Raw genomic sequence first — 19,190 nt, 5'->3', positions numbered from 1 at the left:
GTCACAATAAATAGGCGTCTGGCTGGGGAACCAGATGGGGCTTTTCTCTTCTAAGCTTCTGGTTGGCAGCATGCCATCCCCCCCGTTCGCCCAGGAGTTTCACCATGTCCCTGCGTTCTCTCGCTCTGTTGTCGTTCTGCGTGCTGTTGGCTGCATGCGGCAAGATCAATCAGGAAAACTATTCCAAGCTGTCGGCCGGCATGCCCAAGGCCGAAGTTGAAAAACTGCTGGGCAAACCGACCGATTGTTCCGGCGCGCTGGGCATGTCCAGCTGCACCTGGGGTGACAAGAACAGCTTTATCAGCGTGCAGTACGCCGGTGACAAAGTGCTGATGTTTTCCGGGCAAGGCCTGAAGTAAAAAAAAACCGGGGCCACGTGCCCACGGGAGAAAAATAATGATGCGTTTGCTAGTCACTCTTCTGGCCGGCCTGTTGTTGGCCGGCTGCGCCACTTCCCGGGACGATTCACTGGCGCCCAAGACCGCGAATCACGTCGATCTCAAGCGTTACCAAGGGACCTGGTACGAGTTGGCGCGTTTGCCGATGTATTTCCAACGTAACTGCGCGCAATCCGAAGCCCGCTACACCTTGCTGCCCGAAGGCAATATGGCGGTGCTCAACCGCTGCCTGACCGCCAACTGGCAATGGGAAGAGGTGCGGGGCACAGCAACGCCGCAGGCGCCGGACAAAACCGATAAGCTGTGGGTCGAATTCGATACCTGGTTTTCCCGGTTGATACCGGGCCTGGCCAAGGGCGACTACTGGGTGCTGTATGTGAGCGACGACTACAAGACCGCCATTGTCGGCAACCCGGATCGTCGATACCTGTGGCTGTTGTCGCGCCGGCCGAATGTCAGCGAGGCGGTTCGCGAGGACCTGCTGAGCAGGGCGCGCCAGCAGGGTTATGACACCACCCGCCTGATCTGGCGAGTGTCGGACAAGGCGATGGCCAAGACCTCGAAGTGAATCCATGCGGGAGCCAGCATGCTGGCTCCCGCGGTGACGGGCTTCAGCCGAGCAGGTCGCGCAGCACCTGGGTAAAGGCCCGATTACTTTCTTCCTCGCCTGCGTGACGGCCGTCGCGCACGACCCACTGACCGTTGACCAGCACATCGCGCACCTGGCGATCGCCGCCGGCGAACAGCCAGCGATTGAGAATGCCGTCGCCCTCGGCGGTGGCCAGGTAAGGATCGCTGCCGTCAAGCACCAGCCAGTCGGCACGCTTGCCCACTTCCAGGGCGCCGATCGGCTGCCCCAGGGCCTGGGCGCCGCCGTCCAGCGCGGCATCGTACAGGGTCCGGCCAACCATCGGCTGGTCGTTGCGATACAGGCGGTTGCGGCGTTGATCGCGCAGGCGCTGGCCGTATTCCGCCCAGCGCAATTCTTCCACCACGCTCAGCGACACATGGCTGTCGGAACCGATGCCCATGCGGCCGCCCTGGGCGAGAAAATCCACCGCCGGAAAAATCCCGTCGCCGAGGTTGGCTTCGGTGGTCAGGCACAGGCCGGCAATCGCTCGGCTTTGCGCCATGAGGCTGACTTCTTCGGCATTCGCGTGGGTGGCATGGACCAGGCACCAGCGCTGATCGACCGCGGTGTTTTCATACAGCCATTGCAGCGGCCGGCGCCCGCTCCAGGTCAGGCAGTCGTCGACTTCTTTCTGCTGTTCGGCAATGTGGATATGCACCGGGCACTGCTTGTCGCTGGCGGCCAGCACCTCGCTGATCTGCTGCGGGGTAACCGCGCGCAACGAGTGGAAGCACAGCCCCAGCTGCTGGGCCGGTTGCCGGGCCAGCAGCGGTTGCAGGCGGCTTTGCAGCTTGAGGTAGTTTTCCGTGCTGTTGATGAAGCGGCGCTGGCCTTCGTTGGGCGCCTGGCCGCCGAAACCGGAGTGGCTGTACAGCACTGGCAGCAGGGTCAGGCCGATGCCGGCGGCGCTGGCGGCCTGGCTGATGCGCAGGGACAGCTCGGCCGGGTCGGCGTAGGGCTGGCCGTTGGTGTCGTGATGCACATAGTGGAATTCGGCGACCGAGGTGTAACCGGCCTTGAGCATTTCGATGTACAGCTGACGGGCGATGACGCCCAGCTGGTCCGGGCTGATCTTGCCCACCAGGCGATACATCAGGTCGCGCCAGGTCCAGAAGCTGTCGTTGGGGTTGCCGGCCACTTCCGCCAGCCCGGCCATCGCCCGCTGGAACGCATGGGAGTGCAGGTTGGGCATGCCCGGCAGCAGCGGGCCTTGTAGCCGCTCGGCGCCTTCTGCGCTGGCATCGGCCTGGATGTGGGTCAACAGGCCGTCGGCGCTGACCTCGAGACGTACGTTGTTGGCCCATCCGTTAGGCAGCAGTGCGCGTTCGGCAAAGAAGGCGGACATGGTTCAAGCACCCCGTCGTGTGTTATTTGTATATACATATACAGACGTTTGCCTGCTCGGTAAACTCCGGCAAGCTAGCCTCTTTCTTCAGCCAACAAGGATTTCCCGTGCCGACTCCGCCCGCCAACTCCCCGCTGGCCGCCCATCTGGGCGATAGTCCGGCGCCCCTGTACGCCCGCGTCAAGCAGATGATCACCCAGCAGATCGAGAGTGGAAACTGGCCGCCGCATTACCGCGTGCCCTCGGAAAGCGAGCTGGTCAGCCAGCTGGGTTTCAGCCGCATGACCATCAACCGCGCCCTGCGCGAGATGACCGCCGAAGGCCTGCTGGTGCGCATGCAGGGCGTGGGGACTTTCGTCGCCGAACCGAAAAGCCAGTCGGCGCTGTTCGAGGTGCACAACATTGCCGACGAGATCGCCTCGCGCGGTCATCGCCACACTTGCAAAGTCATTACCCTGGGTGAAGAGGCGGCCGGTTCCGAGCGCGCCGTGGCCCTGGAAATGCGCGAAGGGCAGAGGGTCTTCCACTCGCTGATCGTGCATTTCGAGAACGATATCCCGGTGCAGATCGAGGACCGTTTCGTCAACGCGCTGGTGGCGCCGGATTACCTCAAGCAGGATTTCACCTTGCAGACCCCCTACGCCTACCTGAACCAGGTCGCGCCGCTGACCGAGGGCGAGCACGTGGTCGAGGCGATTCTGGCCGAGCCGGAAGAATGCAAGTTGCTGCAGATCGAGCGCGGCGAGCCGTGCCTGCTGATTCGCCGCCGGACCTGGTCCGGCCGCCAGCCAGTGACCGCCGCGCGCCTGATCCACCCGGGGTCTCGTCACAGCCTGGAAGGGCGGTTTCATAAGTAAGGGGCATCAATGACTCAGTTGAACGTTTTGCGCGCGGCCAACTACCCGCGCATGCCATGGAAGAACGGTGGCGGCAGTACCGAAGAAATCACCCGGGACGCCGGCGTCGGCCTGGAAGGTTTCGGCTGGCGGCTGTCGATCGCCGATATCGGCGAGTCCGGTGGCTTCTCCAGCTTCGCCGGCTACCAGCGGATCATTACCGTGCTGCAAGGCGCGGGCATGACCCTGACGGTGGACGGCGAGGACACTCGCGCACTGTTACCGCTGGACCCCTTTGCCTTCAGTGGCGCCAGCCAGGTCGCGTGCACCCTGATCGACGGGCCGATTCGCGACTTCAACCTGATCTACGCGCCGGACCGCTACAGCGCTCGCCTGCAATGGCTGTCGGGTGGTCAGCGCTTCTTCACCCAGGCCGGCACGGTGCTGGTATTCAGCGTGGCCGAGGAAATGCGCGCCGACCTGGGTGGCGGTGTCGCCGCCTTGCTTGAGCGCCATGACTGCCTGCAACTGCTCGGTAACCCCGGCTTGCGGGAAGTCACCGTCAGCGGCGCTTGCTGCGTGATCGAACTGACAGCCATCTGACCTGTAGCCGCTGCCGAAGGCTGCGATAGGCCGGGGTCGCGCTCGACTCGAAGAGCCTTCCGGCCTGCAAGAGCGCGTCTCCTTCGGAGTCGATCGCAGCCTTCGGCAGCGGCTACAAAGCCCCGTGTTTCTCTCCCTCCCTGATGTTGTTTCCCTCGCGCACCAATTTGTTACCGAACGCCCCAGCGTGGCGCAAAGCCCTGGCGAAGTAACAGCTCTCCCGCCTCTCGTCATATCCCCCGCGAAAAAATAATCGATGCTGAAACCCTTGATCCAAGGGCCTCTTCACCGGTTTCACGATTTTCTTGAAGGCTCATTCAACGAGTTGGCCGATCGATTGCATATGCTTGTATGTACAAGTAAAGACGTATGCGTATGAGTCACTGAAGACTCTTCGCAACGTCCCCTGATTCGCTTGCTGCGCAGCGCCCTGCGCGCAGGCACGCTCGCCCACTGCCTGGGTTGGTTTGGATTGATCGCTGAGGAGTTTTTTCGTGACTGAGAATAAACCTACGAAATACCGGAACGTCGAAATTCGCGCTGCCCGCGGCAACAAGCTGACCGCCAAGAGCTGGCTGACAGAAGCGCCGCTGCGCATGTTGATGAACAACCTCGACCCGGAAGTCGCCGAGAACCCGAAAGAGCTGGTGGTTTACGGTGGCATCGGCCGCGCCGCGCGCAACTGGGAGTGCTACGACAAGATCGTCGAGAGCCTGACCAATCTGAATGACGACGAGACCCTGCTGGTGCAATCCGGCAAGCCGGTCGGCGTGTTCAAGACCCACAGCAACGCCCCGCGCGTGCTGATCGCCAACTCCAACCTGGTGCCGCACTGGGCCACCTGGGAACACTTCAACGAGCTGGATGCCAAGGGCCTGGCCATGTACGGCCAGATGACCGCCGGCAGCTGGATCTACATCGGCAGCCAGGGCATCGTCCAGGGCACCTACGAAACCTTCGTCGAAGCCGGTCGCCAGCACTACAACGATGACCTCAAGGGCCGCTGGGTCCTGACCGCCGGCCTCGGCGGCATGGGTGGCGCCCAGCCTCTGGCCGCGACCCTGGCCGGCGCCTGCTCGCTGAACATCGAATGCCAGCAGACCAGCATCGATTTCCGCCTGAAGACTCGCTATGTCGACGAGCAGGCCAAAGACCTGGACGACGCCCTGGCGCGTATCGCCAAGTACACCGCCGAAGGCAAGGCGATCTCCATCGCCCTGTGCGGCAACGCGGCTGAAATCCTCCCGGAAATGGTCCGTCGCGGCGTGCGTCCGGACATGGTCACCGACCAGACCAGCGCCCACGACCCGCTCAACGGCTACCTGCCAGCCGGCTGGACCTGGGAGCAGTACCGCGAGCGCGCCAAGACCGAGCCGGCGGCGGTGGTCAAGGCGGCCAAGCAATCGATGGCCGTGCACGTCAAGGCCATGCTCGACTTCCAGAAGCAGGGCATCCCGACCTTCGACTACGGCAACAACATCCGTCAGATGGCCCAGGAAGAAGGCGTCGAGAACGCCTTCGACTTCCCAGGCTTCGTACCGGCCTATATCCGTCCGCTGTTCTGCCGCGGCATCGGTCCGTTCCGCTGGGCCGCGCTGTCGGGCGACCCGCAGGACATCTACAAGACCGACGCCAAGGTCAAGGAACTGATCCCGGACGACGCGCACCTGCACAACTGGCTGGACATGGCGCGTGAGCGCATCAGCTTCCAGGGCCTGCCGGCGCGTATCTGCTGGGTTGGCCTGGGCCTGCGCGCCAAGCTCGGCCTGGCGTTCAACGAAATGGTGCGCAGCGGCGAGCTGTCGGCGCCGATCGTCATCGGTCGCGACCACCTGGACTCCGGCTCGGTATCCAGCCCGAACCGCGAAACCGAATCGATGCAGGATGGTTCCGACGCCGTGTCCGACTGGCCGCTGCTCAACGCCCTGCTGAACACCGCCAGCGGCGCGACCTGGGTTTCCCTGCACCACGGCGGCGGCGTCGGCATGGGCTTCTCCCAGCACTCCGGGATGGTGATCGTCTGCGATGGTACCGACGAAGCGGCCGAGCGTATCGCCCGTGTGCTGCATAACGACCCGGGTACCGGTGTCATGCGTCACGCCGATGCCGGTTACCAGATCGCCATCGACTGCGCCAAGGAACAGGGCCTGAACCTGCCGATGATCACTGGCAAGTAAGCTCCCGGCGGATTGCCGCCAGGATTAGGGAAGAAGCCGTCGCACGCTGCAGTGCGGCGGCTCGGTCCATGTAGCAGTGCTTTGACATGACAAGAATCTCCCGGGAGAACAATAACGATGTCCACGGCCAGCGATAGCTCCAAACCCCTGATCGAACGGCGGTCGATCAACTACATCCCCGAAGCCGAACGCCACGGCAAGCTCTACAGCCAGTTCACCCTGTGGTTAGGGGCTAACCTGCAGATCACGGCCATCGTCACTGGCGCTCTGGCGGTGGTGCTGGGCGGTGATGTGTTCTGGTCGCTGATCGGCCTGCTCATCGGGCAACTGCTGGGCGGCGGTGTGATGGCGTTGCATGCGGCGCAAGGGCCGAAGCTCGGCCTGCCGCAGATGATCTCCAGCCGGGTTCAGTTCGGCGTCTATGGCGCGGCCATTCCGATCGTCCTGGTCTGCCTGATGTACCTGGGCTTCACCGCCACCGGCACGGTGCTTTCCGGCCAGGCGCTGGGCCAGCTGTTCGGCGTCAGCGACAGCGTCGGCATCCTGATCTTCGCCAGCGTCATCGTGCTGGTCACGGTGCTCGGCTACCGGGTGATCCATTTCATCGGGCGTGCCGCCAGCGTCATTGGCGTGATCGCCTTCGTTTATCTGTTCAGTCGCCTGATGAGCCAGACCGACGTTGGCGCACTCCTGGAAATCCGCCATTTCAGCTGGAGCAGCTTCCTGCTCGCGGTGTCGCTCGCCGCGTCCTGGCAGATCGCCTTCGGCCCCTACGTGGCCGACTATTCGCGCTACCTGCCGAGCAAGACCTCCTCGGTGAAAACCTTCCTCGCCGCTGGCGCGGGTTCGGTGATCGGCGCGCAGGTGGCGATGATCCTCGGCGTGTTCGCCGCGGCCATGGCCGACGGGCAGTTCGCCGGCCACGAAGTGGCCTACATCGTTGGTCTGGGTGGCAGCGGTGCCACTGCCGCGCTGCTGTACTTCAGCATCGCCTTTGGCAAGGTCACCATCTCGACGTTGAACTCCTACGGCAGCTTCATGTGCATCGCCACCATCATCAGTGGCTTTCGTGGCCACCTGGAAGTGACGCGCTTGCAACGCCTGGTGTTCGTGCTGGTCATCGTCGGTACCGCGACCCTGATCGCCTTGCTCGGCCAGCACTCGTTCCTCGGTGCGTTCAAGTCTTTCATCCTCTTCCTGCTGGCCTTCTTCACCCCGTGGAGCGCGGTCAACCTGGTGGACTACTACTGCATCACCCGCGAGCACTATGACGTGCCGGCGCTGGCCGATCCGAACGGTCGCTACGGCCGCTGGAACATCCTCGGTATCAGCGTCTATGTGATCGGTGTGCTGGTGCAGCTGCCGTTCATCGCCACCAAGTTCTACACCGGCCCGCTGGTGGAAGCCCTGGGTGGCGTGGATATCTCCTGGATCGTCGGCCTGGTGGTTCCCGCGGCGCTGTATTACGTCTGCGCGAAGAAATGGCATGGCGCTGTACCCGATCGCCTGATCCTGCCAGTAGAGCAGGACTCGATCACAGAACAAAAGCTGAGTGGGGCAGGCCGCGCTACTGCGGTCTAGACCTGATTGGACGTGGACGGGCTGGATGCCTCTTGACTGCCGTAATCCATTTCAATGATTGGGAGCGTCACACAATGAAAATGAATAAGACCCTGCTGACCACTTTGCTTTCCATGGGCCTGCTGGCCAGCGCCGGCGCTACCCAGGCGGCCGGCTGGTGCGAGTCCGGCAAACCGGTGAAATTCGCCGGCCTGAACTGGGAAAGCGGCATGTTGCTGACCGACGTGCTGCAAGTGGTCCTGGAAAAAGGCTACGGCTGCAAGACCGACAGCCTGCCAGGCAACTCCATCACCATGGAGAACGCCCTGAGCAGCAATGACATCCAGGTTTTCGCCGAGGAGTGGGTCGGTCGCAGCGAGGTCTGGAACAAGGCCGAGAAGGCCGGCAAGGTGGTCGGCGTCGGCGCCCCGGTGGTGGGCGCCATCGAAGGCTGGTACGTGCCGCGCTACGTGATCGAGGGCGATGCCAAGCGCAAGCTGGAAGCCAAGGCCCCGGACCTGAAGAACATCGCCGATTTGGGCAAGTACGCCAGCGTATTCAAGGACCCGGAAGAGCCGAGCAAGGGCCGTTTCTATAACTGCCCGGCCGGCTGGACCTGCGAGCTGGACAACAGCGAGATGCTGAAAAGCTACGGCCTGGAAAGCAGCTACACCAACTTCCGCCCAGGCACCGGCCCGGCGCTGGATGCCGCGGTGCTGTCGAGCTACAAGCGTGGCGAACCGATCCTGTTCTACTACTGGTCGCCAACCCCGCTGATGGGCCAGGTCGACCTGGTGAAGCTGGAAGAAAAGCCGGGCGTGGACAAGAGCGTGACCATCAAGGTCGGCCTGTCCAAGACCTTCCACGAGGAAGCGCCTGAGCTGGTGGCCGTGCTGGAAAAGGTCAACCTGCCGATCGACCTGCTCAACCAGAACCTGGGTCGCATGGCGAAGGAACGTATCGAATCGCCGAAGCTGGCGAAAATTTTCCTCAAGGAACATCCTGAAGTCTGGCACGCATGGGTGAGCGACGACGCAGCCAAGAAAATCGACGCGGCCTTGTAGGTAGAGCCTTCCCGGCTGCCTGAGCGGTAGCCGGGAGCTTCACCACAACCCACTTGATCGAGAGTCTCTCTATGTTTCCTGAAAGCTTCACCTTTTCCATCGCCGACTGGGTCAACAGTTGGGTCGATTCGCTGGTGACCAACTACGGCGATGTGTTCCGCCACATCTCCGACACCCTGCTGTGGGCCATCGTCAACCTCGAAGGCCTGCTGCGCCTGGCGCCCTGGTGGCTGATGCTGGCGATCGTCGGCGGCATCGCCTGGCATTCGACCCGCAAGCTGGTGACCACCGCGGTGATCGTCGGCCTGCTGTTCCTGGTGGGCGCGGTCGGCCTGTGGGACAAGCTGATGCAGACCCTGGCGCTGATGCTGGTGGCGACCTTCATTTCGGTGCTGATCGGCATTCCCCTGGGGATCCTCTCGGCGCGCAGCAATCGCCTGCGTTCGGTGCTGATGCCGCTCTTGGACATCATGCAGACCATGCCGAGCTTCGTGTACCTGATCCCGGTGCTGATGCTGTTCGGCCTGGGCAAGGTGCCGGCGATCTTCGCCACCGTGATCTACGCCGCGCCGCCGCTGATCCGCCTGACCGACCTGGGCATTCGCCAGGTCGACGGCGAAGTCATGGAGGCGATCAACGCCTTCGGCGCCAACCGCTGGCAGCAACTGTTCGGCGTGCAACTGCCGCTGGCCCTGCCGAGCATCATGGCCGGGATCAACCAGACCACCATGATGGCCCTGTCGATGGTGGTGATCGCCTCGATGATCGGTGCCCGTGGCCTGGGCGAAGACGTGCTGGTGGGCATCCAGACCCTCAACGTCGGCCGTGGCCTGGAAGCCGGCCTGGCGATCGTGATTCTGGCCGTGGTCATCGACCGTATTACCCAAGCCTATGGTCGTCCACGCCATGAGGTGAGCAAATGAACGACGCAATCGTGAGCAAGATCGAAGTCAAGAACGTCTTCAAGATTTTCGGCAACCGTTCGGCCGACGCGCTGAACATGATTCGCCAGAACAAGACCAAGGACCAGGTGCTGGCCGAGACCGGCTGCGTGGTCGGGGTCAACGACCTGTCGCTGAGCATCGGCACTGGCGAGATCTTCGTGATCATGGGCCTGTCCGGCTCCGGCAAGTCGACCCTGGTGCGCCACTTCAACCGCCTGATCGACCCGACCAGCGGCGCGATCCTGGTGGATGGCGTGGACATCCTGCAATACGACATGGAAGCCCTGCGCGAATTTCGCCGGCACAAGATCAGCATGGTGTTCCAGAGCTTCGGCCTGCTGCCACACAAGACCGTGCTGGAAAACACCGCCTATGGCCTCAAGGTGCGGGGCGAGAGCAAGGAAGTCTGCACCGAGCGCGCGCTGCACTGGATCAACACCGTGGGCCTCAAGGGCTACGAGAACAAGTACCCGCACCAGCTGTCCGGCGGCATGCGCCAGCGCGTCGGCCTGGCCCGCGCCCTGGCGGCGGACACCGACATCATCCTGATGGACGAGGCCTTCAGCGCCCTCGACCCGCTGATCCGCGCCGAGATGCAGGACCAGCTGCTGGAGCTGCAAAAGACCCTGCACAAGACCATCGTCTTCATTACCCACGACCTCGACGAGGCCGTGCGCATCGGCAACCGCATCGCGATCCTCAAGGATGGCCGGCTGATCCAGGTCGGCACGCCGAAAGAGATCCTGCATTCGCCGGCGGACGAGTATGTCGACCGTTTCGTGCAGCGACGCGCGGCGGTGGTTTAAAGGCTTGGGGCGGGCCTCTTCCCCTGTAGGAGCGAGGCTTGCCCGCGAAGGCGGCGGTAAAGCTGCATCAATGTTCAGGTTGTACCCGTGAGGTCGAAGATGTCGCAGGCTGAAAAAATCGTTATCGCCGACGCCCCGTTGCGTTGGCAGGATGTGGTCGCCGTGGCCCGGCATGGCGCGCAGCTCGAGCTGTCGGCCCAGGCCTGGGCGCGCATCGAGAATGCCCAGGCCATCGTCCAGCGCATCGTCGTCAGCGGCGAACGCGCCTATGGCATCAACACCGGTCTTGGCGCGCTGTGCAACGTTTCGCTGCAGGACGAACAGCTCAGCCAGCTGTCGCGCAACACCCTGCTCAGCCATGCCTGTGGCGTGGGCGTGCCACTGGCCGACGAGCAGACCCGGGCGATCATGTGCGCGGCTGTCGTCAACTACAGCCACGGCAAGTCCGGCCTGCATCGCCGGGTGGTCGAGGCGCTGCTGGCCCTGCTCAATCGCGGTATTACCCCGCAGGTGCCGTCCCAGGGCTCGGTGGGTTACCTGACCCACATGGCCCATATCAGCATCGCCTTGCTCGGCGTCGGCCAGGTCAGCTATCGCGGGCAGGTGGTGTCGGCCGAGCAGGCGCTGGCGGCGGAAGGCCTGGAACCGGTGCAACTGGGGGCCAAGGACGGTCTGTGCCTGGTCAACGGTACGCCGTGCATGACCGGCCTGAGTTGCCTGGCCCTGGCCGATGCCACGCGCCTGCTGCAATGGGCCGATGTGATCGGCGCCATGAGCTTCGAGGCCCAGCGCGGGCAGATCGCCGCCTTCGATGCCGAGATCATTGCGCTCAAGCCGCACCCCGGCATGCAGCAGGTCGGCATCAACCTGCGCGCCTTGCTCGACGGCAGTGAAGTGATTGCCACCAGCAAAGGCATCCGCACCCAGGATGCCCTGAGCATCCGTTCCATCCCGCAGGTTCACGGCGCCGCCCGCGATCAGTTGACGCACGCGACGCAGCAGGTCGAAACCGAGCTCAACTCGGTCACCGACAACCCGATGGTGCTGGGCACTCCGGACAACTACCGGGTGATGTCCCAGGCCAACCCCCACGGCCAGTCGGTGGCACTGGCGGCGGACCTTCTGGCGATCGCCATGGCCGAGATCGGCTCGATCGCCGAGCGCCGCCTGGACCGCCTGATCAACCCCCATGTCAGCGGTTTGCCGGCGTTCCTGGTGAGCAACCCCGGGGTCAACTCCGGGATGATGATCGTCCAGTACGTCGCTGCCTCGCTGTGCGCGGAAAACCGCCAGCTGGCGCAACCGGCGGTGCTCGACAACTACGTCACCTCCGGCCTGCAGGAAGACCACCTGAGCCTGGGCACCAATGCCGCGCTGAAGCTTTCCCGCGCGCTGGAAAACTGCACCCAGATCCTCGCCATCGAATACCTGCTGGCGGCCCAGGCCTTCGAATTTCTCAAGGAACAGCGTTTCGGTGCCGGCACCGAGGCGGCCTGGAAGCTCCTGCGCCAGCGGGTTCCGGCCTATGACCAGGATCGCTGGCTGGCCCCGGACATCGCCAGCGCGGCGGCGCTGCTCAAGGCTCCGGCCTTGCTGCAGGAGGTTTTACCGGGCGTGCGCTGAAGCGTGCCCTGCAAGTACAGGATTTTCCAAGACAACGGTTTCCACGAAAAACCAGCGTGCCAAGGCGCCACTCGCTCACAAACGGCGGGCTGCGACGGACAACGGAAGCTTCCGGAGCGACTGGTAGTTAATAACAAACTCTCAAAAGGAGCATAAATGTGACTGCGCTAAATCTGATTCCCGGCCAACTGACCCTGGCCCAACTGCGTGCCGTCTACCAACAGCCGGTAACCCTCAGCCTCGATAACAGCGCCTCGGCACAGATCGACGCCAGCGTCGCCTGTGTCGAGCAGATCCTTGCCGAGAACCGCACCGCCTACGGCATCAACACCGGTTTCGGCCTGCTGGCCTCGACCCGTATCGCCAGCGAAGACCTGGAAAACCTCCAGCGCTCCCTGGTGCTGTCCCATGCCGCCGGTGTCGGCGAACCGATCAGCGACGCCCTGGTGCGCCTGGTCATGGTGCTCAAGGTCAACAGCCTGAGCCGTGGTTTCTCCGGTATCCGCCGCCAGGTGATCGACGCGCTGATCGCCCTGATCAACGCCGAGGTCTACCCGCATATCCCGCTCAAGGGTTCGGTGGGCGCTTCCGGCGACCTCGCGCCGCTGGCCCATATGTCCCTGGTGCTGCTGGGTGAAGGCAAGGCCCGTTATAAAGGCCAATGGCTGGACGCCACCGAAGCCCTGAGCGTGGCCGGCCTCAAGCCGCTGACCCTGGCGGCCAAGGAAGGCCTGGCGCTGCTCAACGGCACCCAGGTTTCCACCGCTTTTGCCCTGCGCGGCCTGTTCGAAGGCGAAGACCTGTTCGCCGGCGCCCTGGCCTGCGGCGGCCTGACCGTCGAGGCAGTGCTGGGCTCGCGTTCGCCGTTCGATGCGCGGATTCATGCCGCCCGTGGCCAGAAAGGCCAGATCGACGCCGCCGCGGCTTACCGCGACCTGCTGGGCGACAGCAGCGAAGTCTCCAAGTCGCACCAGAACTGCGACAAGGTGCAGGACCCGTACTCCCTGCGCTGCCAGCCACAGGTCATGGGCGCCTGCCTGACCCAGTTCCGCCAGGCCGCCGAGGTGCTGGTGGTCGAAGCCAACGCCGTGTCGGATAACCCACTGGTGTTCGCCGCCGAGGGCGATGTGATCTCCGGTGGCAACTTCCACGCCGAGCCGGTGGCCATGGCCGCCGACAACATGGCCCTGGCCATCGCCGAAATCGGTTCCCTGAGCGAGCGCCGCATCTCGCTGATGATGGACAAGCACATGTCCCAGCTGCCGCCGTTCCTGGTGGCCAATGGCGGGGTCAACTCCGGCTTCATGATCGCCCAGGTGACCGCCGCGGCCCTGGCCAGCGAAAACAAGGCGCTGGCCCATCCGCACTCGGTGGACAGCCTGCCGACTTCCGCCAACCAGGAAGACCATGTGTCCATGGCGCCCGCCGCTGGCAAGCGCCTGTGGGAAATGGCCGAAAACACCCGTGGCATCCTCGCCGTGGAATGGCTGGCGGCCTGCCAGGGCCTGGACCTGCGTGACGGCCTGAAGACCTCGACCAAGCTGGAAAAAGCCCGCGCCACCCTGCGTAGCAAAGTGCCGTTCTACGAGAAGGACCGCTTCTTCGCCCCGGACATCAATGCCGCGAGCGAACTACTGGCGTCCCGTTGCCTGAACGAGCTGCTGCCGGCCAAGCTGCTGCCGAGCCTGTAACCCCATGCCCGTAGCCGCTGCCGAGGCACGAGGCTGCGATGGGCTGCGCAGCAGCCCCCGAGGGCGCTCCTGCGGACCGCTTCGCAGCCTCGTACCTCGGCAGCGGCTACAGGTGGTTCCGGTTTTCTCCGATAAAAATAATTAGGAACGAGAAATGCAACAGCAAGCTCAAGGATTGAAACGCGGGCTGTCCGCCCGACATATTCGCTTCATGGCGCTGGGGTCGGCGATCGGCACCGGGCTGTTCTATGGTTCTGCCTCGGCCATCCAGATGGCCGGTCCCGCGGTCCTCCTGGCCTACCTGATCGGTGGCGCCGCGGTGTTCATGGTGATGCGCGCGCTGGGCGAGATGGCCGTGCACAACCCGGTGTCCGGCTCGTTCGGCCACTACGCCAGCAATTACCTGGGACCACTGCCGGGCTTTATTCTCGGCTGGACCTATGCCTTTGAAATGATCATCGTCTGTCTGGCCGACGTCACGGCCTTCGGCATCTATATGGGCTTCTGGTTTCCGGAAGTGGCGCGCTGGGTCTGGGTGCTCGGCATCGTGTTCCTGATCGGCGGCCTCAACTTGTGCAACGTCAAGGTCTTCGGCGAAATGGAGTTCTGGCTGTCGCTGCTGAAAGTCGGCGCGATTGTCGCGATGATCCTCGCCGGCTTCGGCATCATGTTGTTCGGTATCGGTTCGGCCAGCAACGAGCAGGCCACCGGGGTGGCCAACCTCTGGGCCCACGGCGGCTTCATGCCCCACGGCATCGGCGGCCTGATCGCTTCGTTCGCGGTGGTGATGTTCGCTTTTGGCGGCATCGAGATCATCGGTATCACCGCCGGTGAAGCCAAGGACCCGCAGCGGGTCATCCCCAAGGCGATCAACGCGGTGCCGATGCGCATCCTGCTGTTCTATGTGCTGACCCTGTTCGTACTGATGGCCATCTATCCATGGCCGCAGATCGGCAGCCAGGGCAGCCCGTTCGTGCAGATCTTCGACAACCTGGGCATCGGCTCGGCGGCGACCATCCTCAATATCGTGGTGATCTCGGCGGCGGTGTCGGCGATCAACAGCGACATCTTCGGCGCCGGACGCATGATGTACGGCCTGGCCCAGCAAGGGCAGGCGCCAAAAGGCTTTGCCCAACTGTCGAAACACGGCGTGCCGTGGATGACCGTGGTGGTCATGGGCGCCGCGCTGCTGGGCGGTGTGCTGCTGAACTACCTGATTCCGGAAAACGTGTTCCTGCTGATTGCCTCGATCGCTACTTTCGCCACGGTCTGGGTCTGGCTGATGATCCTGGTCACCCAGGTGGCCATGCGTCGCTCGATGAGCGCCGAGCAGGTTGCCCAACTGAAATTCCCGGTGCCGTTCTGGCCCTGGGCGCCGGCAGCCGCCATCGTGTTCATGCTGTTCGTCTTCGGCGTGCTGGGTTATTTCCCGGAAACCCAGGCGGCGCTGGCGGTGGGGGCGGTGTGGATCGTGCTGCTGGTGATCGCTTATCTGTTGTGGGTCAAGCCGGCCGCCGGTCAGGCGGTCCAGGTGCATCGCGACCCTTCTTTGTCCCATCGATAACTAACGGAGTCCTCGGATGAAAACTCTCTGGCAACACTGTCACGTCGCAAGCATGGCGCAAGGTGCTTACTCGATCATCGAGGATGCCGCCATCGTGACGTCAGGAGCGCTCATAGAGTGGATCGGCCCGCGCGATCAGGTCCCGGCTGGTAACTATGCCGAGCTGCATGACCTGGCGGGGGCCTGGGTCACCCCGGGCCTGATCGACTGCCACACTCACACGGTATTCGGCGGCAACCGCAGCGGCGAATTCGAGCAACGCCTGCAAGGGGTGAGCTACGCCGAAATCGCCGCCGCCGGTGGCGGTATCGCCAGCACCGTGCGGGCCACCCGCGCGGCGAGCGAGGACGAATTGTTCGACAGCGCCCGCAAGCGCTTGAAAAGCCTGCTGCGCGACGGTGTGACCAGCGTCGAGATCAAGTCCGGCTACGGCCTGGACCTGGCCAGCGAACGCAAGATCCTGCGGGTGATCCGGCGCCTGGGCGCCGAGCTGCCGGTCAGTGTGCGCAGCACCTGCCTGGCGGCCCACGCCTTGCCGCCGGAATACGTCGAGCGCTCGGACGACTACATCGAGCACATCTGCCACGAAATGCTCCCGGCCCTGGCGGCCGAGGGCCTGGTGGACGCGGTGGATGCGTTCTGCGAATACCTGGCGTTCTCGCCGGAGCAGGTGGAGCGGGTGTTCATCGCCGCGCATAAGCTTGGCCTGCCAGTGAAACTGCACGCCGAGCAGCTGTCGTCGTTGCATGGCTCCAGCCTGGCAGCGCGTTATCACGCGCTGTCGGCCGACCATCTGGAGTTCATGACCGAGGAGGACGCCATTGCCATGGCCGAGGCCGGCACCGTCGCCGTGCTGCTGCCGGGCGCGTTCTATTTCCTGCGCGAAACCCAGCTGCCGCCGATGGACGCGCTGCGCAAGCACGGGGTGAAGATCGCCGTGGCCAGCGACCTCAACCCCGGCACTTCGCCGGCGCTGTCCCTGCGCCTGATGCTGAACATGGCCTGCACCTGTTTCCGTATGACCCCGGAAGAGGCCCTGGCCGGTGTGACCCTGCATGCGGCCACCGCGCTGGGCATGGAACAGACCCACGGTTCGCTGGAGGTCGGCAAGGTGGCGGACTTCGTCGCCTGGCAGATCGATCGTCCCGCCGACCTGGCCTACTGGCTGGGCGGTGACCTGGAAAAACGCGTCGTGCGCCACGGCGTTGAAGTGGATTTATAGGAGAAGGGTTGTGGATAAGGTTCTGAACTTCAAACAAGGCCGGGTGCCGCTGCTGATCAGCATGCCCCACGCTGGCCTGCGCCTGACACCGGCGGTCGAGGCCGGGCTGATCCCCGAGGCGCAAAGCCTGCCGGATACCGACTGGCACATTCCCCAGCTCTACGCGTTCGCCGAGGAACTGGGCGCCAGCACCCTGGCGGCTGAGTATTCGCGTTTCGTCATCGACCTCAATCGCCCATCCGACGACAAGCCTCTCTATGTCGGCGCCACCACCGGGTTGTACCCGGCCACGCTGTTCGATGGCGTGCCGCTGTTCCGTGAGGGGCTGGAGCCGTCGAAGCAGGAACGGGCGACTTACCTGGAGAAGGTCTGGACGCCTTATCACGGCACTTTGCAGCAGGAGCTGGCACGGTTGAAGGCCGAGTTCGGCTATGCCTTGCTGTTCGATGCGCATTCGATCCGTTCGCTGATCCCGCATCTGTTCGAAGGCAAGCTGCCGGACTTCAACCTGGGCACCTTCAATGGCGCCAGCTGCGATGCCGAACTGGCCAGCCAGCTGGAAGCGATCTGCGCCCGCCATGCCGACTACAGCCATGTGCTCAACGGTCGTTTCAAGGGCGGCCATATCACCCGGCACTACGGCAACCCGGCCGAGAACATCCATGCCGTGCAGCTGGAGCTGGCGCAGAGCACCTACATGGAAGAGTTCGAGCCGTTCCACTACCGCGACGATCTGGCGGCGCCGACCCAGGTGGTACTCAAGCAGCTGCTGCAAGGGCTGCTGGCCTGGGGGCAGAAGCGTTACGGGCGCTGAAGCCGACAGGAAGCCCTGTAGCCGCTGCCACAGGCTGCGATAAGGCCGAAGGCCTTCAGCGATCTCAAGATCCTGCGCCTGCTGCGCAGTCGAGCGCAGCCTTCGGCAGCGGCTACAGGTGCGTCTGGCTTTCCGGGGGGAACAACCGCATTTTTTCCAAGGACATGCTCATTGCGTAATTCGGGTTTATGATGCCGGACGGCAGAATAATTGAAGTCCCCCCAGGGATGACCTCGACCCCTTACGGAGCGCGCAATGCAGACTTTGTACCCGCAGATCAAACCCTATGCCCGGCACGATCTGGCTGTCGACGAACCCCATGTACTGTATGTCGATGAGAGCGGATCCCCGGAAGGCTTGCCGGTGGTGTTCATCCACGGTGGCCCGGGAGCCGGGTGCGATGCCCAGAGTCGCCGTTACTTCGACCCGAACCTGTACCGCATCATCACCTTCGACCAGCGCGGTTGCGGGCGCTCCACCCCGCACGCCAGCCTGGAAAACAACACCACCTGGGACCTGGTCGCCGACCTCGAGCGGATCCGCCTGCACCTGGGCATCGAAAAATGGGTGGTGTTCGGCGGCTCCTGGGGTTCGACCCTGGCCCTGGCTTATGCGCAAACCCATCCTGAGCGTGTTCATGGTCTGATTCTGCGTGGGATCTTCCTGTGCCGTCCGCAGGAAATCGAATGGTTCTACCAGGCCGGTGCCAGCCGTCTGTTCCCCGACTACTGGCAGGACTACGTGGCGCCTATCCCGCTGGACGAGCGCGACGACCTGCTCAGCGCCTTCCACAAGCGTCTCGTCGGTAACGACCAGATCGCCCAGATGCATGCGGCCAAGGCCTGGTCGATCTGGGAAGGGCGGACCGCGACCCTGCGGCCGAACCCGCTGGTGGTCGATCGTTTCTCCGAGCCGCAGCGCGCGCTGTCGATTGCCCGGATCGAATGCCACTACTTCACCAACCATGCGTTCCTCGAGCCGAACCAGCTGATTCGCGACATGGGCAAGATCGCCCACCTGCCGGGCGTGATCGTGCATGGTCGCTACGACGTGATCTGCCCGCTGGACAATGCCTGGGAATTGCACCAGGCCTGGCCGAACAGCGAGCTGCAGGTGATCCGCGATGCCGGTCACGCTGCGTCCGAACCGGGCATCACCGATGCGCTGGTGCGTGCCGCTGATCAGATGGCCCGGCGCCTGCTCGACCTGCCGCCCGAAGAAGCATGAAGGGGCTGTTGCAGCGCGTGCGCGGCGCGCGGGTCGAAGTGGCGGGGGAAATCGTCGGGGCGGTGGACCAGGGTTTGCTGGTGCTGGTGGCGGTGGAGCCCGAGGACACTCGGGCCAGTGCCGACAAACTGCTGCACAAGCTGCTTAACTATCGGGTATTCAGTGATGCCGAGGGCAAGATGAACCTGTCCCTGGCCGATGTGGACGGCGGTTTGCTGCTGGTCTCGCAGTTCACCCTGGCCGCGGACACCAAGAACGGCCTGCGCCCGAGCTTTTCCACGGCGGCACCGCCGGCCCTCGGTGAAGAACTTTTTGATTATCTGTTATGCAAGGCGCAACAGTTGCATGGCAAAGTAGCATCAGGGCGCTTCGGGGCGGATATGCAGGTCCATCTGGTCAATGATGGCCCGGTAACCTTCCTGTTACAGACTTGAAAGTGCTTGAAACATCTTTTTCGGCCGGAACCGGCCGAAAATAGGCGTTTTTCGCGATAAATACTTGGTCGCCCCTGATGCGTTGTAACGCGGGCTACTAGATAATCGCGCGCTACGGGGATCAGCGTTCGTTGGTCCGTTTTTGACTTAGGTAGAGACTTGTTCGGGACCGTTTGGGGAATCATTTAGCCCCATCGGAGTCGGAACAATGCTCGCCAACCTGGCATATAGATAGCTGGCCGTTGGTTTTT

The 19,190-nt window shown here is 63.5% G+C and carries 17 protein-coding genes; 16 read left to right on the top strand and 1 reads right to left on the bottom strand.

The window, feature by feature from the left end; genetic code table 11:
• Window positions 1-104 precede the first annotated feature (104 nt).
• Together J4E58_RS03235 and J4E58_RS03230 are read left to right on the top strand one after the other, a co-directional pair.
• Window positions 105-359, top strand: coding sequence for a hypothetical protein (locus tag J4E58_RS03235; protein ID WP_007925924.1), 255 nt, complete (start codon window positions 105-107; stop codon window positions 357-359).
• 37 nt (window positions 360-396) lie between these two features.
• The gene (locus tag J4E58_RS03230) at window positions 397-966 is read left to right on the top strand and encodes a lipocalin family protein (RefSeq protein WP_007925922.1); all 570 of its coding nucleotides are present in this window, start codon (window positions 397-399) and stop codon (window positions 964-966) included.
• Between the two features lie 43 nt (window positions 967-1,009).
• Here J4E58_RS03230 and J4E58_RS03225 read toward each other — a convergent pair whose 3' ends face one another.
• Window positions 1,010-2,374 (bottom strand): formimidoylglutamate deiminase, encoded by a 1,365-nt coding sequence (locus J4E58_RS03225; protein WP_087089734.1) that lies wholly within the window; start codon window positions 2,372-2,374, stop codon window positions 1,010-1,012.
• 188 nt (window positions 2,375-2,562) lie between these two features.
• Here J4E58_RS03225 and hutC point away from each other — a divergent pair, with 188 nt between their 5' ends.
• The 14 genes from hutC (at window position 2,563) to dtd (ending at window position 18,939) form a co-directional block, all read left to right on the top strand.
• Window positions 2,563-3,231, top strand: coding sequence for a histidine utilization repressor (gene hutC / locus J4E58_RS03220; RefSeq protein WP_238437480.1), 669 nt, complete (start codon window positions 2,563-2,565; stop codon window positions 3,229-3,231).
• A gap of 9 nt (window positions 3,232-3,240) precedes the next feature.
• Window positions 3,241-3,813 (top strand): HutD family protein, encoded by a 573-nt coding sequence (locus J4E58_RS03215; protein WP_087089736.1) that lies wholly within the window; start codon window positions 3,241-3,243, stop codon window positions 3,811-3,813.
• A gap of 494 nt (window positions 3,814-4,307) precedes the next feature.
• Complete coding sequence (hutU, locus tag J4E58_RS03210; RefSeq protein WP_007925917.1) at window positions 4,308-5,990, top strand: urocanate hydratase; 1,683 nt, start codon at window positions 4,308-4,310, stop codon at window positions 5,988-5,990.
• 117 nt (window positions 5,991-6,107) lie between these two features.
• Entirely contained in the window at window positions 6,108-7,571 is a 1,464-nt protein-coding gene (locus J4E58_RS03205; protein WP_087089738.1) for a cytosine permease, read from the top strand.
• A 74-nt stretch (window positions 7,572-7,645) separates the two neighbouring features.
• Window positions 7,646-8,614, top strand: a complete 969-nt coding sequence (locus J4E58_RS03200; protein WP_007925914.1) for an ABC transporter substrate-binding protein — start codon at window positions 7,646-7,648, stop codon at window positions 8,612-8,614.
• Between the two features lie 71 nt (window positions 8,615-8,685).
• Window positions 8,686-9,537, top strand: a complete 852-nt coding sequence (locus J4E58_RS03195; protein WP_007925913.1) for a proline/glycine betaine ABC transporter permease — start codon at window positions 8,686-8,688, stop codon at window positions 9,535-9,537.
• The gene (locus J4E58_RS03190) at window positions 9,534-10,364 is read left to right on the top strand and encodes a glycine betaine/L-proline ABC transporter ATP-binding protein (RefSeq protein ID WP_007925912.1); all 831 of its coding nucleotides are present in this window, start codon (window positions 9,534-9,536) and stop codon (window positions 10,362-10,364) included. Before J4E58_RS03195 ends, J4E58_RS03190 begins: the two co-directional genes overlap by 4 nt.
• A gap of 99 nt (window positions 10,365-10,463) precedes the next feature.
• Window positions 10,464-11,987, top strand: a complete 1,524-nt coding sequence (gene hutH / locus J4E58_RS03185) for a histidine ammonia-lyase (RefSeq protein ID WP_087089740.1) — start codon at window positions 10,464-10,466, stop codon at window positions 11,985-11,987.
• Between the two features lie 158 nt (window positions 11,988-12,145).
• A complete protein-coding gene (gene hutH / locus J4E58_RS03180) occupies window positions 12,146-13,678 on the top strand; it encodes a histidine ammonia-lyase (RefSeq protein ID WP_087089742.1) in 1,533 nt (510 codons plus the stop codon).
• A gap of 154 nt (window positions 13,679-13,832) precedes the next feature.
• Window positions 13,833-15,242 carry an amino acid permease gene (locus tag J4E58_RS03175; RefSeq protein ID WP_053259336.1) on the top strand — a complete coding sequence of 470 codons (1,410 nt, stop codon included), beginning with the start codon at window positions 13,833-13,835 and terminating at the stop codon, window positions 15,240-15,242.
• Window positions 15,243-15,258: 16 nt separating this feature from the next.
• The gene (hutI, locus tag J4E58_RS03170) at window positions 15,259-16,464 is read left to right on the top strand and encodes an imidazolonepropionase (protein WP_087089744.1); all 1,206 of its coding nucleotides are present in this window, start codon (window positions 15,259-15,261) and stop codon (window positions 16,462-16,464) included.
• 10 nt (window positions 16,465-16,474) lie between these two features.
• Entirely contained in the window at window positions 16,475-17,278 is an 804-nt protein-coding gene (gene hutG / locus J4E58_RS03165; protein WP_087089746.1) for an N-formylglutamate deformylase, read from the top strand.
• Window positions 17,279-17,533: 255 nt separating this feature from the next.
• Complete coding sequence (gene pip, locus J4E58_RS03160) at window positions 17,534-18,505, top strand: prolyl aminopeptidase (RefSeq protein ID WP_007925901.1); 972 nt, start codon at window positions 17,534-17,536, stop codon at window positions 18,503-18,505.
• The gene (gene dtd, locus J4E58_RS03155) at window positions 18,502-18,939 is read left to right on the top strand and encodes a D-aminoacyl-tRNA deacylase (protein WP_007925900.1); all 438 of its coding nucleotides are present in this window, start codon (window positions 18,502-18,504) and stop codon (window positions 18,937-18,939) included. The genes pip and dtd overlap by 4 nt, the downstream gene beginning before the upstream one ends.
• The last annotated feature ends 251 nt before the right edge of the window (window positions 18,940-19,190 follow it).

The sequence above is a fragment of the Pseudomonas sp. FW305-25 genome (assembly GCF_017351415.1).
GTDB classification, from domain to species: Bacteria; Pseudomonadota; Gammaproteobacteria; order Pseudomonadales; family Pseudomonadaceae; genus Aquipseudomonas; species Aquipseudomonas chlororaphis.
Note: the sequence above shows the minus strand (reverse complement) of the source record. Positions and strands in the feature narration are given on the sequence as shown.